Annotated in this window: 12 protein-coding genes and 1 pseudogene; 8 read left to right on the top strand and 5 right to left on the bottom strand. The window is 68.9% G+C overall.

Annotation, left to right across the window (positions count from 1 at the left end; translation table 11 throughout):
• The first annotated feature begins 123 nt into the window (after nt 1-123).
• Nucleotides 124-1,710 carry an MBL fold metallo-hydrolase gene (locus HR086_RS17405; protein WP_141644535.1) on the top strand — a complete coding sequence of 529 codons (1,587 nt, stop codon included), beginning with the start codon at nt 124-126 and terminating at the stop codon, nt 1,708-1,710.
• On the opposite strand, the gene cysC is transcribed toward HR086_RS17405, so the two are convergent.
• The 3 genes from cysC to cysD are packed head-to-tail and all read right to left on the bottom strand — an operon-like array spanning nt 1,707 to nt 4,433.
• Nucleotides 1,707-2,264 (bottom strand): adenylyl-sulfate kinase, encoded by a 558-nt coding sequence (gene cysC / locus HR086_RS17410; protein WP_174466166.1) that lies wholly within the window; start codon nt 2,262-2,264, stop codon nt 1,707-1,709. The two genes, HR086_RS17405 and cysC, sit on opposite strands and share 4 nt — an antisense overlap.
• A 7-nt stretch (nt 2,265-2,271) precedes the next feature.
• A complete protein-coding gene (locus HR086_RS17415; protein WP_174466167.1) occupies nt 2,272-3,528 on the bottom strand; it encodes a GTP-binding protein in 1,257 nt (418 codons plus the stop codon).
• A complete protein-coding gene (gene cysD, locus HR086_RS17420) occupies nt 3,528-4,433 on the bottom strand; it encodes a sulfate adenylyltransferase subunit CysD (protein ID WP_220137878.1) in 906 nt (301 codons plus the stop codon). The genes HR086_RS17415 and cysD overlap by 1 nt, the downstream gene beginning before the upstream one ends.
• A 164-nt stretch (nt 4,434-4,597) precedes the next feature.
• Between cysD and HR086_RS17425 the strand changes: the two genes are divergently transcribed.
• The gene (locus HR086_RS17425) at nt 4,598-5,383 is read left to right on the top strand and encodes a thioesterase II family protein (protein ID WP_141644539.1); all 786 of its coding nucleotides are present in this window, start codon (nt 4,598-4,600) and stop codon (nt 5,381-5,383) included.
• Between the two features lie 3 nt (nt 5,384-5,386).
• Here the strand turns inward: HR086_RS17425 and HR086_RS17430 are convergent, their stop codons facing one another.
• Entirely contained in the window at nt 5,387-6,166 is a 780-nt protein-coding gene (locus HR086_RS17430) for a 4'-phosphopantetheinyl transferase superfamily protein (protein ID WP_141644540.1), read from the bottom strand.
• A gap of 83 nt (nt 6,167-6,249) precedes the next feature.
• Between HR086_RS17430 and HR086_RS17435 the strand changes: the two genes are divergently transcribed.
• The 6 genes from HR086_RS17435 to HR086_RS17460 all read left to right on the top strand — a co-directional run bounded on the left by HR086_RS17435 (nt 6,250) and on the right by HR086_RS17460 (nt 13,907).
• On the top strand, nt 6,250-7,464 hold the full coding sequence (locus tag HR086_RS17435) for a phosphatase domain-containing protein (RefSeq protein WP_141644541.1): 1,215 nt from the start codon (nt 6,250-6,252) through the stop codon (nt 7,462-7,464).
• Between the two features lie 243 nt (nt 7,465-7,707).
• Complete coding sequence (locus tag HR086_RS17440) at nt 7,708-8,958, top strand: glycosyltransferase family 2 protein (protein WP_174466168.1); 1,251 nt, start codon at nt 7,708-7,710, stop codon at nt 8,956-8,958.
• Nucleotides 8,955-10,055, top strand: coding sequence for a hypothetical protein (locus tag HR086_RS17445; RefSeq protein ID WP_174466169.1), 1,101 nt, complete (start codon nt 8,955-8,957; stop codon nt 10,053-10,055). The genes HR086_RS17440 and HR086_RS17445 overlap by 4 nt, the downstream gene beginning before the upstream one ends.
• Nucleotides 10,056-10,088: 33 nt before the next feature.
• Entirely contained in the window at nt 10,089-11,219 is a 1,131-nt protein-coding gene (locus tag HR086_RS17450) for a hypothetical protein (protein ID WP_174466170.1), read from the top strand.
• A 143-nt stretch (nt 11,220-11,362) separates the two neighbouring features.
• Nucleotides 11,363-11,941 carry a hypothetical protein gene (locus tag HR086_RS17455; protein ID WP_373564313.1) on the top strand — a complete coding sequence of 193 codons (579 nt, stop codon included), beginning with the start codon at nt 11,363-11,365 and terminating at the stop codon, nt 11,939-11,941.
• Between the two features lie 85 nt (nt 11,942-12,026).
• Nucleotides 12,027-13,907, top strand: a complete 1,881-nt coding sequence (locus tag HR086_RS17460) for a Vps62-related protein (RefSeq protein WP_174466172.1) — start codon at nt 12,027-12,029, stop codon at nt 13,905-13,907.
• A gap of 27 nt (nt 13,908-13,934) precedes the next feature.
• Here the strand turns inward: HR086_RS17460 and HR086_RS17465 are convergent.
• Nucleotides 13,935-14,274: pseudogene (locus tag HR086_RS17465) on the bottom strand (hypothetical protein); the annotation flags it as partial.

The raw sequence follows: 14,274 nt of genomic DNA on the forward strand, positions 1-14,274 counted from the left end.
AGGGAGAGACTCGCGGTGTGGACTCAGGGCCCACCCTTACAGGTCCAGCAGGCAGGCGAACGTCATCAGGGGCTTCCCTGTCTCCATGCCCTCCCAGATAATCAAACCTCGCCTGGAGAACCGATGCTGGACCGACCGATGTACCTCAAGCCCAACGTGGCGATCGAGCCACTGTACAACCAGTGGTACGCCTGGTGGTACCTGCTGTCTCCCGCCACCGCGCCGCTGTTCGTGACGAACCTGCACCAGAAGTTGATGCAGTCCTTCGTCGCCAACCCCGACGTCCACGTGGCCGCGCTGAAGAACCCGATGTTGATGGGTGGCCCGTTCATCAACCACCCCACGGCGCGCGCGGCCCGGGTGAAGGAGCTGCTCGAGCGGACGCTGCGAGACCAGGCGCACATGCTCGCGTACACCAAGGCGGTGGCGGAGCTGGAGCAGCTGATGGCGCCGAACAACGGCGGCTCGCTGGAGGCGCTCTACCCCAAGGTCCCGGACCTGCTGCGCGGCTACGTGGAGCTCACGTACGACCTGAGCAACCGCGCCAGCGCGCGCTTCATCGAGCCGCTGCTGTACAAGAGCCGCTTCTATCAAGAGTCCTCGCAGAGCGTGACGCTGATGCAGGTGGACGGCGACTGGCGCCCGTACATCTTCAGCACGCCGCGCCTCGAGGAGGACATGCCGGTGCACCTCAAGGTGCCCTACCGCCACGAGGGCCTGGACGCGCTGTTCCGCATGCGCCACACCCCGGGCTCGCCGGGCCAGGTGGCGGAGATGCTCGGCGTGCCGTCCTCGGCCGCCGCGGCGTTCGCGGACCTCTTCACGGACGCCGTGCCTCGCAAGGCGCCCCGCTATGACGGCGAGGGCGTGCGGGTGCGCTACTTCGGCCACGCCTGCGTGCTGCTGGAGACGAAGGAGGTCAGCATCCTCACCGACCCCGTCATCAGCTACGAGTTCCCCACGGACCTGCCGCGCTACACGCACGCGGACCTGCCCGAGCACGTGGACTACGTGGTCCTCACCCACGGCCACGCGGACCACTTGATGATGGAGACGCTCCTCCAGCTGCGTCACCGCGTGGGCACCATCATCGTCCCGCGCAACAACGGCAACTCGCTGGCGGACCCCTCCCTGCGGCTGATGCTCCACCACACGGGCTTCAAGAACGTGGTGGAGATCGACGACCTCCAGGAGATCACCATCCCCGGCGGCTCCATCACCGGCCTGCCCTTCCTCGGCGAGCACAGCGACCTGGCCATCCAGGCCAAGACGGCCCACCTGGTGCGCGTGGGTGGCAAGTCCATCCTGATGGCGGCGGACTCCAACGCGATTGAGCCGCGCATGTACCAGCACCTGCGCGACATCATCGGCCCCATCGACATCCTGTTCCTCGGCATGGAGTGCGAGGGCGGCCCGATGAGCTGGATGTACGGCCCGCTCCTGTCCAACCCGCTGCCCCGGAAGATGGACCAGGCGCGGCGCCTCAACGGCTCCGACTGCAACCGCGCCATGGAGATCACCAACCACCTGACGCCCAAGGAGGTCTACGTCTACGCCATGGGCCAGGAGCCCTGGCTGCGGCACGTGATGATCCTCGTCTACAACGAGACCACCCCGCAGCTCATCGAGTCGAACAAGTTCATCGACCACTGCCGCTCCAAGGGCATGCAGGCCGAGCGCCCCTACGTGCGCATGGAACGCGTGCTCTAGGCGGCGCGAGGCACCAGGAGTCCCCGGGTCTGGAGCGCGGCCAGCACGCGCTCAAGGCCCGCCTCCAAGGGCTCCGAGCTCGAGCGGACGGTGACTTCGGGCGCCTCCGGAGCCTCGTACGGGTCCGACACGCCGGTGAAGTGGGGCAGCTCACCGGCGAGGGCCTTCTTGTAGAGCCCCTTCACGTCGCGCGCGATGAGCGCCTCCAGCGGCGCCTCGATGTAGACCTCCACGAAGGCCAGCCCCGCGTCCGCGGCCAACCGCCGCACCTCCGCGCGCGAGCTCTGATAGGGCGAAATCGCGGCGACGATGACGCCGACGCCGTGCCGGGCCAGAAGGCGCGCCACGTGGCCGATGCGCCGGACGTTCTCCTCCCGGTCCTCCCGCGAGAAGCCCAGTCCGCGCGTCAGCCAGGTGCGCACCTCGTCACCGTCCATCACCTCCACCGGACGCAACGGCTCCAGCCGCGAGCGCAGCGCCCGCGAGAGCGTGCTCTTGCCCGCGCCCGACATGCCCGTCAGCCAGAGAATGAATCCGGAGCCTTGCCGATTCATGCGCACCTCAGACCGCGGGTCCGTTGATCATCCCGGCACCCACCGTCGCGTTCGTGCCTTCGTCGATGAGGATGAAGCTGCCCGTGTGCCGATTGCGGCGATACTCGTCGAAGAAGAGGGGCACCGTGGTGCGCAAGGTCACCCGGCCAATCTCGTTGAGCGCCAGCCGGGGACTCGTCTCGTCCCGGCTCAGCGAGTTGACGTCCAGCCGGTAGTGCAACTGCTTCACCTGGGCCCGCGCCGAGCGCGTGGTGTGCTTGAGCGCGAACCTGGCTCCCGGCTGGAGCGACACGCCCTCCGCCAGCCAGCACACCATCGCATCCAGGTCCTGCCCCACCATGGGCGGATTGCCCGGCCGGCACAGCATGTCGCCCCGGCTGATATCCAGCTCGTCCGCCAGCGAGACATTCACCGACATGGGCGGGAACGCCTGCGCCACGGCCTTCCCCGCCAGGTCCAGTTCGCGGATGCGCGTGGTGAAGCCGGAGGGGAGCGCCATCACCTCGTCGCCCGGCCGCAGCACGCCGCCCAGCACCTGCCCCGCGTACGCCCGGTAGTCGGGGAACTTCGAGGACATGGGGCGGATGACGCTCTGCACGGGGAAGCGCACGTGGATGAGGTTGCGGTCCGACGCGATGTGCACGTTCTCCAGGTGGTGCAGCAGCGTGGGGCCCTGATACCAGGGCATCCGCTCCGAACGCGTCACCACGTTGTCCCCGCCCAGCGCGGAGATGGGGATGAACGACAGGTCCGCCACGTCCAGCTTCATGGAGAACTGGCGGAACTCCTCGCGGATGCGCTCGAAGACCGCCGCGTCGAAGTCCACCAGGTCCATCTTGTTCACGCAGAGGACCAGGTGAGGCACGCGCAGGAGCGAGGCCAGGAACGCATGGCGCCGCGTCTGCTCCAGCACGCCCTTGCGCGCATCGACGAGGATGAGCGCCAGGTCCGCGGTGGAGGCCCCCGTCACCATGTTGCGCGTGTACTGGAGGTGCCCCGGCGTGTCCGCGATGATGAACTTGCGCTGCGCCGTGGCGAAGTACCGGTAGGCCACGTCGATGGTGATGCCCTGCTCGCGCTCGGCCTTCAGGCCATCCAGGAGGAGCGCCAGGTTGACGTACTCGTCCCCGCGCGCGCGGCTGGTGCGCTCCACCGCGGCGAGCTGGTCCTCCAGAATCGAGCGGGTGTCATGGAGCAACCTGCCAATGAGGGTGCTCTTCCCGTCATCGACGGAGCCCGCGGTCGCGAATCGAAGCAGTTCCACTAGAAGTAGCCCTCGCGCTTGCGGTCTTCCATCGCCGTCTCACTGAACTTGTCATCCGCCCGGCTCGCGCCCCGCTCCGTGACTCGCGAGGCGACAATTTCCGTGATGACCTCCGCCACCGTGACGGCGCCGGACTCCACGCACGCGGTGCAGGTCATGTCCCCCACCGTGCGGAAGCGCACCGGCGCCGTGGTGACCTCCTCGCCCGGAAGCAGCGGCAGGTAGGGAGACCACGCCATCAACATGCCGTCCCGGCGGAACACCTCGCGCCGGTGGCTGAAGTAGATGGACGGCAGCGCCACACCCTCCCTCGCGATGTACTGCCACACGTCCAGCTCCGTCCAATTGGACAGCGGGAAGACGCGCAGGTGCTCTCCCCGGCGGTGGCGACCGTTGTAGAGGTTCCACAGCTCCGGGCGCTGGTTCTTCGGGTCCCACTGACCGAACTCGTCGCGGAACGAGAACACCCGTTCCTTCGCGCGCGCCTTCTCCTCGTCGCGGCGCGCACCACCGAAGACGGCGTTGAAGCGGTGCTTCTCGATGGCCTCCAGCAACGGCACCGTCTGCGCGCGGTTGCGCGAGGCCCGCGGCCCCTTCTCCTCCGCCACCCGGCCCCCGTCGATGGCCTCCTGCACGGACGCCACGAGCAGACGCGCGCCCAGCTCCGCCACGCGCGCGTCGCGGTACTCGAGCACCTCCGGGAAGTTATGCCCGGTGTCCACGTGCATCAGCGGGAACGGGAGCGGCGCGGGCGCGAAGGCCTTCACCGCCAGATGCAACATCACCGCGGAGTCCTTGCCGCCGGAGAACAGCAACACCGGGCTGTCCAGTTCGGCGACCACTTCCCGGATGATGAAGACGGACTCCGCCTCCAGGGCGTCCAGGTGCGACAGCTCGTAGCTCACGCGAAAAACGCTAGCACGTCTTCCGAGGAGTCCCGCCAGTCCACTCATTCACGAATTCCGAGCAGAGACAGCCAGTCCTGTACGCTGGGTAGAAGTCTTCAACACGCTCGAAGTACCGGGGCCTTGACCCGTTTTCCTCGGCTGTGCGACAGAACCATACCGCCATGCCCAGTGCTCCCACCCCGAACCCGAACTCTCCCGAACGTTGGTTTCCCTCCCGGAAGCCGCTGACAGACCCTCGCCTGCGGCTGTTCTGCCTGCCGTTCGCCGGAGGCAGCGCGTCCATCTACAGCGGCTGGCAGGGAGGCCTGCCTCCGGGCGTGGAGCTGTGCGCGGTACAGCTGCCCGGCCGTGAGCGGCGGTTGATGGAGAAGCCCTTCGACAACATGTCCGCGCTGATGGACGTGCTGCTGCCGGTGCTCGCTCCGCTGCTGGACAAGCCGTTCGCCTTCTTCGGCTACAGCATGGGCTCGCGCATCTCCCTGGAGCTGACGCGGCGCCTGCAGGCGCGCAACGGCCCGCTGCCCCGGGGCCTGGTGCTGGCCGCGTCCGGCGCGCCCCGCGAGTCGGACCGCAAGCCCATCCACCACCTGCCGCAGGAGCAGTTCATCGAAGAGCTGCGGCGCTATGACGGCACGCCGGAGGAGATCCTCCAGCACCGGGAGCTGCTGGAGCTGCTGGTGCCCACCCTGCGCGCGGACTTCGCGCTCGCGTGGTGGGAGAACGGCCCCGGGCCCGTGAAGCTCGACGTGCCCATCTCCGTCATGGGCGGCACCGAGGACAAGCACGTGTCCCTCGCGCGCCTGGAGACGTGGCGCGAGGAGACGCGCAACGCCGACTTCCGCATCCGCCACTTCGAGGGCGGCCACTTCTTCCTGCGCAAGCAGCAGCCCGCGATGCTCGCCGCGCTGGGCGAGGACCTTACGCGCTGGATGGCCGCTCCGGCCTGAGGCTCACGCCGCCTCGTCGAAGCGGGGCGGCGCGTCCGACTCCAGCGGCACGGTGAACTGCCACCGCACGCGGAAGGGCCGCTCCCTTGGCCCCCGCATCGCCACCGCCGCTTGATGGCGTTCGGAGGGACGCAGCTGCATGAAGCGCCAGGTCTCCGGCGTGTCCACCATCCGCGCATCGAAGGAGATGCGCGGCTCCTTGCCGGCCTCCAGGTGGAAGGCGAACTGGTCCAGCGGCAGGGACAGCCCCGCGCCCCGGGCCTTGATGTAGGACTCCTTGAGCGTCCAGTACTCGAAGAAGCGCCCGCGCTGCTCGGCGGCGGGCAGGGCCCGGAGGGCGGAGATCTCCGGGGGGGCGAAGAAGTGGTCGGCGATCTCCACCGTCTCGCCCGGCCGCTGGGCGTCCTCCACGTCCGCGCCCAGCTCCGCGTCGAGCCCCACCGCCACCAGCGCCATGCCGTCCGTGTGCGACAGGTTGAAGCGCAGGCGCGCGCCCCACTCACCCCGCACCTCCGGCCTCCCGTACGCGTTGGTCGAGAAGCTCCACGCCGAGGGCGCCACCGGCGCGTAGCGCGACAGCGTCAGCCGCACCAGCGCGTGACTCACCAGGTATTGCCGCTGGTGACGCTCGAAGCGGAAGCGCTTCTGCTTCTCGCGCTCCCCTGAATCCAGCAGCCCCCAGTAGGCGTCCAGGAGCCGCTGTTCCTGGATGCGCTCGGGCTCGACAATCCACACATGGACTTCGTCCGGACGAAGCTCCAGCGGAACGGCGACAGTCGACATGCCTCACCTCTACCACGCCGGGCCGCACCCCGCGTAGGCTCGGAACTCCAAGTCCGGCCTCGCGCCGGAATGGGGGGAGCAACATGGATCCGCACGCCGCGACGAAGAAGCTGGAGACGCTGCGCACGCTCATGGCCGGCCACACCGATACCAGCGAGGAGCGTCGCATCCTGGACCTCCTGCGCGACGCCAACGCCGCCGAGCTGAACTACCTCCTGGCCAACATCGACCTCGAGTCCCTGCTGGGGGACATGGATGACCGCATCTTCGGGCCGGACCACCACACCGCCCTGTTGACGATGCTCTGTCGCGAGCGCGCCGCCCAATTGGCCCTGCCGGTGCGCGCAAGCCTGGTGACAGCGCTCCAGCGCGGGGGCACCCCCGCCACCGCGGAGCGCGCCCTGCGCGACATGTTCCTGAGCGTGCACGGCCGAGAGCTGACCGCCTTCAAGAACCTGCTCGACGCCGGCAACAACCACCAGGACCTGGAGAAGCTCCTCTTCGACGACGTGGACGACCCGGCGCTGCGCGAGGAGATCCTCGCGCACATCCTCCGCGAGGGCGAAGCGGCACCCAGTGGCGAGAACAAGGTCCTCAGCGACATCGACGACACCTTCTTCGCCAACCTCAAGGACACCCGGTACCCATCCAAGACCGTGTACCCGGGCGTGCTCGCCTTCTACGCGGAACTGGACCGCGGCCCGGGCATCATCCCCGGCCGGGAGGGCGACCTCACCTTCGTCACGGCCCGGCCCATGGACCCGCTGGGCGCGGTGGAGAACCTGACCTTCGACTCCCTGCGCAAGCACGGCGTCCCGCCCCATGTCGTGCTCTCCGGCAGCCTCACCCACCTGCTGGGCAACTCCCGCATCGCCGCGAAGAAGTTCGACAACTTCCAGCGCTACGTGCGCGTCTTCCCGGAGTACGGCTTCGTCTTCGTGGGCGACAGCGGACAGGGCGACGTGGAGTTCGGCGACAAGATGCTCACCGCCGCCCCGCACGCCGTCCACGCCGTGTTCATCCACGACGTGGTGGACACCCCGGAGACCACCCGGCGCGCGTGGCGCGAGAAGCGCATCCACTTCTTCGACACCTATGTGGGCGCCGCGCTGGAGGCCTTCGCGCTGGGCCTCATCTCCCGCGACGGACTTGCGCGGGTGGCCATCGCCGCGCGCGAGTCGATGGAGGGCATCGCCTTCACCTCCGCGGCCCAGCGAGATGCCCGCAAGGTGGAGCTGACCCGGGACCTCCAGCGCGCGGACGCGCTGACGTCTCCGTCGCCTCCCGCGGCGCACTGACGCCTCCCAGGCGTCGAGCACGAGAAGCTCGGGGGTGCCCTCCGGGCCCGGCGCGCTGACGCGTACCGGACGGCCTCCGGCGCGCGATGACGCCTGGGTGAGCAATCCCCTTCCACCGTCCCTGGGGGCAGTTGGCGTGGGCCCAACCCCCACCAACTTTCCCCCCGCTCCCTCACGGGAGAAATGGGGGCGGCGCGGGCCGCCACGGGGAAGGGGTGGCGGCGTGATGGGGGACGGGACCTGATGGAGCTCTTTCCCATCCAACTGCTGTTCATCGTCGTCTTGATGAACCGCTACATCCTCGGTCCGTTCCTGCGGCGCCTGCGCGGGTCCAGCATCGACCGGGTGGACGACACGTACCGGCCTCGCGTCGCCATCGTCATCCCCCTCTTCAACGAGGGGAAGGGCATCTTCCACGCCATCCGCAGCCTGCTGGAGCAGGACTACCCCAGCGACCTGCTGCAAATCGTGGTGGTGGACGACTGCTCCAACGATGACAGCTACACGTGGGCCCTGAAGGCCGCGGAGGGACACGCCAATGTCCTGGTCATGCGCAACCCGGAGAACATGGGCAAGCGCAAGGGCATCAACCGGGGCGTGAAGGCCGCGGTCGACGCGGAGATCATCGTCTCGGTGGACTCCGACGTCATCGTGGACCGCTCCGCGGTGCGCAACCTCGTGCGCCGCTTCGTCAGCTCCCGCATCGCGGCCGTGGGCGGACGGACGTACGTGACGAACCGGCACCAGAACTGGCTGACGCGGATGGTGGAGATCAAGTTCCACTTCGCCCAGCAGTGGCTGAAGGACCTGGAGCGCAGCTTCCGCCAGGTGATGTGTCTGTCCGGCTGCCTCACCGCGTATCGCCGGCATGTGCTCCTGGAGCTGGAGCCCATCCTGGAGGCGCGCTCCATCGCCGGCATACCCATCAAATACGGCGAGGACCGGTTCCTCACGCGGCAGATCGTCAAACACGACTACGAGACGGTCTACACGCTGGACGCGTTCTGCTTCACCGCCGCGCCCGCGACGCTGGCCGGCTACTTCTCCCAGCAGCTGCGGTGGCGGCGCTCCAACCTGGTGGACCTGCTCGGCGGCCTGTCCCACGCGTGGCGCCTGCACCCGGTCATCACCATCCATTACGTGTCCCAGCTCGCGCTGCTGCTCGCCTACCCCGTCGTCATCGTCCACAACGTCCTCACCGGCGAGTTCCTGGACATCCTCTCGTTCCACTTCCTCGTCATCGGGTTGCTGGGAATCATCTACCGACTGGAGACGCGGCATCTGCCCGAGGACCGACGCGTGCACGGGGCGTGCTTCCTGCCCATGGCCCTGCTGATGCCGGTGACGTACGCGCTCTTCACGCCGTTGGCACTGCTGACACTGGACTCCGGGAGTTGGGAGACGCGGGGCAGCCCCAGCGTCGCCCCGGCTCCCTCCACCGAAGAAAACCGGAGCGGACTGCCGCCCAACCCCGCCGGAGAGGGCTCGCCATGAACCAACGTGTCGCGAATCGCATCAATGCCATCGCCGTGTCCACATACAAGCTGCTGGGCTCGGTGCTCCTGGGGATCATCCTGGCGGCGCTGGTGTCCTTCCTCGCGGTCCAGGGCTTCTTCCTCCTGAGCCATGGCTGGGTGACGCCCACGGTGGTGTCCCCCACGGACCCGCAAATCCTCTCACTGAACACGCAGCTCGCGGCGCAGACGTCGGCGAGAGACCACGTCGTCGCCGAGCGGCGCGCGGTGGAGAACCGCATCGAGGATGCGGAGCGCACCGTGTCCGCGGAGCGCGCCTTCCAACAGCGCTTCCTGGTGGCCCTGCGCGGCGAGCGTGCATCCAAGGACCGCGCCGCGAAGCGACTGGCCTCCCTGCGCCATGAGTACGGCCGGGCCCGTGAGGAGATCCTCAAGTCCAACCGGGCGTACGCGGGGCTGTCCCGCGCACGCACGGACGCGATGTATGGCGCGCGGCTGCTCCAGCAGGAGGACAAGCTCACCATCAATCACCACCTGGCGCAGCTGGCGCAGAGCAACCTGGCCCTCGCGCAGACCACGGTGGACATGGAGACGCGGGTGGACTCGCTCCACCGGGAGCTCGCGGGGCTGACGGCGGTGCAGAACGGCATGGGCAAGGACGGCACGCCCGTGGGAATCACTCCGGACGTGCTGCTCCTGGAGCGCGAGTACACGCACTCGGTGCTGGAGCAGGCCCGCGCCGTGGCGACGCTGCGAAGCCTGGAGCATGACCTGAAGGCGCTCGACGACGTGTCCCAGCGCTACGAGGCGCTCATCGTGTCGCTGCGAGCCTCGCCCTATCTGCGCGCCATCGAGAAGGACCTGACGGTGGCCTTCGTGCCGTACGAGAACCTGAACAACGCGGCCGTGGGCACGCCCCTCTTCGCGTGCGCCGCGAAGGTCGTCTGGTGCCGCGAGGTGGGCGTCGTGGGCCGGGTGCTGGAGGGTGAGGTCTCCATCAAACACCCCATCCGTCAGCACATGCTGCGCGGGGTGATGGTGGAGGTGAAGCTCACGGACTCCGCGTCGGCGCGCGAGGACCTGCTGCACCTGGGCCGCGCGCCCCTGGTGCTGTGAGGGCATGCGCACATGAAGACGTGGAGAAGCCCCATGCGGAAGACTCTCACTTGCGGCGTGTTGGTGTTGCTCGCCGCGCGAACCCCGGCGGCTCACGCGGAGCAGCCCACCGATCCGGCCCCTCCCGACGCCCGCGTGGAGCAGCGCGCCGCGGGCTACTGCGACTGGGTTCAAGGAATGGGCGACGCGGAGGCCGCGCTGGAGCTGGCACCCGAGGTGTTCGGCAGCTTTGGCGTGGTGAACACCGGTGAGGCCGAGGGCGGCGTCGCGCTGGGCAAGCCGAAGCTGCGGGTGACGGCGGGCCTGGGCTACGACTTCGTGGGCCTGTACCGGAGCCACAAGATTCACCGACGCGCGGCGGCGGAGTGCCGCCGACACCAGGCGCTCTCCTCGCTCCAGGCGGCGGTGAGACAGGGCATGGGGCTGGGTGAGGACTCGGCGCTGGAAGCCCGGGCCCGCGTGCTCCAGGACGCCCTGCCCCGCGCCGAGGAGCTCGTCAACGCCTTGCGCGCGGACCTCCGGGACGGCCGGGCGACGCTGGAAGAACTCAACGCGATGCAGGTGCGCCTGGACAACCTGCGCTCCCTGAGCACGGACACCGCGCTGGCGCGAGAGCGTCTGGCGTCGCGCCCCGAGTTTCCTCGCGGACAGCGCCTGGAGCCCTTGCTGGAGGAGCTGCGCGCGGCGGATGACGCGGTGGAGGTCGCCACCGGAAGCCTGCGCCGAGCCAAGGCGTGGGAGCTGAGCGTGCGCGGAGGGTATGACGAGGTCTTCGACGTGGAGCAGGAAGTCCCCCTCTTCGGGCAGGTCATGCTGACGTATGACCTGGGCCACCTGTGGCAAGGCAAGGCGAATGCCCGGGCCCGCGACGGTCGTCGACGTTCGACGACGAATGACGTGGACGGCGTGCATCAGAAGATCTCCGAGTTGCTGGTGGAGCTGCGCTCGCGGCATCGGACGGAGGAGGCTCGGCTGAGGGAGGTCTCCGCGCTCGTGTCGGACCTGGAGGGACAGCTTCGCGAAGTGGAGGCACTCCAGACGCGGGAGATACGCCGCTTCCGCGACTACCTCCTCCTGGAGCTGGCGCGGTTGCGCGCGGAGCAGGCGTACCTGACGGCGCACGTGGAGGCGCTCACGTCCTTCCTCGGGACGACGCGTCCCTGATGTCGGCCAGGGCCCCGAGCCGTGTCCTCGTGGCCTGTCTGGGGTTCGGAGTGCTCTCTGTCCTCGGGTGGGCTCGGCCTCCGCCCGGTGACGCCCAGAGTCCCGGCGCTCCCCAAGGCGCGGGCGCGCGGGAGAAGGAACGTGTGACGACCCTCGCCCCGGTGCCCTTGTCGAAGTTGCGGGTCACGCAGGGCGCGCTGCGCGAGCGGACCGATGGACGGCTCGACATGGAAGGAGCACGGCTGCGAGCCATCGTTCCCGGCACGAACACGACGTCACGCGCGGAGCTGCGCTTCTCGTCCCGAGGCTCCTCCAGCGAGCAGCGGGCCCTGCGGTCTGGAGAACAGCGACAGCAGGCAGGCCTCAAGCTGCGCGCACGCGACGGATGCAACGTGCTGTACGTGATGTGGCGCTTCGCTCCGAAAGCGGACATCGTCGTCAACTACAAGCGCAACCCCGACCAGCACCACAGCAGTGACTGTGGCAATCGCGGCTATGTCACCGTCCGCCCGTTCCGACGCAGCGCGGTGAGCGCGCCCTCCAAGGGAGAGGAACACACCCTGCGCGCCGAGCTGGCCGGAGTGACGTTGCGCGTCTGGGCGGACGACGCGCTGGTCTGGGAGGGCGACCTTCCCCCAGAGGCCCTCGCACTCGACGGTCCCGTGGGCCTGCGCTCGGACAACGTGCGGTTGACGCTCCAGCTTCGCGTCCCCTCACCCTGACGCATTCCTTCCAGGTGCCAGACTGGTGTCTTGAAGAGACTTGAGGGCATCCTGCGCGTCCACGCAGGGACATGAAGAGGCCCGTATGCTCGCTGGACGTCTGGGTTCACTCCGCTGGCTCGTGCTGTCATCGTTGGGAGTGGGCGCGCTGGGATGTGGCGGTTCGCTGGAGGCCGTCGAAGACACGTCGCCGCGCGACACGGGGGCCGCCCTCGCGGGACTCCAGGGCAACACCGTGTATGGGCGATGGCTCGGCTCCGGTGGACGCAATCCCACCCATCCCGGCAACCGCACGTTCTTCGTCGACCACGTGGGCCCCACTGCGACGGTGACCTTCACCCTCACCTCGTCCGTGGATGCGTACCTCTACCTGCTCGATGCCAGCGGCAACGTGCTCGCGGAGGACGACAACAGCGCGGGCAACCTGGGCGCGCGCGTGTCCCTCTCCCTGGCCCCGGGCACCTACAAGCTCGTCGCGGCGACCGCTTCACCGGGCCAGAGCGCGGACCTCACCCTCGCCTCCGACAGGGCTCCGCTGCGCTTCAGCCAGCGACTGCTCTTCAAACCCGTGTCGACCTTCCAGTGGATCTACGACGACAGCGGCACGGGCTCCAACAACGACGTCTCCATCTGGCGCCCCAACCTCGCCCAGTCGCCGGGCTATTACTCACTCGGCGATGTCGCGATGCCCAATGGCGGCGGAGGCCCCACTCCCGCGACAGCGCTCGTGGTGCAGGGCGAGGGAGACCTGCTCGCCCGCCCCGTGGACTACGTCTGGGTCTGGGACGACAAGGGCTCCGGAGGAACCCACGATGGCTCGTTCTGGGAGCCCGTGGCGCCCGCCGGCTACACCTGCCTGGGCGCGGTCGGGGTGCTGGGTTACGGCAAGCCCTCCACGGACCTCATCCGCTGCCTCAAGAGCGAGTACGTGGTGGCCGCCGACCCTGGCGCCGTGTGGAACGACAGCGGCTCTGGCGCGAACAACGACGTGGGCCTCTGGCAGAGCAACGCCAGGGACCACCGGGGACTGCCTGTCGCCACCTTCGTGGCACGGCCCAGCCACTCCGACACGGGAGGCAGTCGCTACTGGGCCCTCAACAAGAGCGCGACGGCGCACCCGGAGCTCCAGGGGCTGCCCGTGAGCGCCGCGACGGCGGCGGCCTTCGCCCCTCGCGTGTGGATGCACCCCGGCGAGGCGTACTTCCCCTCCTCCACGGAGTTCCACCTCGCCAACGTCCACGTGGAGGGCGGCCATCAGGTGACGAACCAGGCCCTGGGCTGTGACTCGTGTACGGACCCGCAGTTCCTGGATGGGCAGCGGCCGAACCAGGCGCCCGTGCCTGTCTATGCGGAGCTCATCACCCGCACCGTGAATGGGCTGCCCACGTCCACGACCGACGTGGTGTATTGGATGTTCTACCCGTACAACAATGGCAAGCGCGTCTGCATTGGCTGGTACTCACCCTGGGGCTGCGTGGGGGGCTACTCCACCTTCGGCAACCACGTGGGGGATTGGGAGCACGCGACGGTGCGCTTCGTGGAGGGCCGGCCGGCGCAGGTCTACCTGAGCCAGCACTCCAACGGGCAGACCTTCACCTATGGCGACAAGGGCATGGGCTTGCTGGGCTGGCGGCCGGAGCTCTTCTCCGCCCAGGGCTCCCACGGCGTCTACGCGGATGCGGCCCGGCACATCTACCGGCAGTTGCCCAACGGCGACTTCCTGGCGGATGACACCGGACGCGGCATCGCCTGGGACACGTGGAGCGCCCTGGTGCCGTTCGACTGGCGCACGCCGGGCACCTTCGAGGGGAGCCTGGCGTGGCTCAATCGCACCGAGCGCTGGGGCAATCCGAAGTCGGGCTGCGAGGTCTCCGAGCCCATAGCGGGGGAGTGCGTCCTCAACGACGGGCCCACCGGCCCCATGTCGAAGAGCGCATCACGGCCGGACTTCCTGCCCCTCGACTGACACGAGAGGGGCACTCGCCTTGCGGCCCTAGTTGATGGGGTACGCGTGGACGAAGAGGAAGACGAGCATGCCCTGGAACAGCGCGAAGCCGAGCACCACGGGCCCTCGCAGCGCGGGGTGCCGGCCGAGCCAGGCCCCCAGGGGCAGGAAGGCGGGCCACACGGCCGCGCTGTAGCGGCCCAGGCCCACCAGCCCGACGGTCCACAACACGAGCATCAGCGGAACGCCAAAGGCCGCCAGCGCCCACCAGCGCCGGCGCGCCAGGAGCAGCAAGGCCCCCACGCCGGGGACGAAGGAGAGCGCCACGTAGAGGCTGACCTCGGGCGCCCAGTCACCCTTCCACCAGGTCAGCAGCCCCGCCCAGGCC

Source organism: Myxococcus sp. CA039A (genome assembly GCF_013336645.1).
Classification (GTDB): domain Bacteria; phylum Myxococcota; class Myxococcia; order Myxococcales; family Myxococcaceae; genus Myxococcus; species Myxococcus llanfairpwllgwyngyllgogerychwyrndrobwllllantysiliogogogochensis.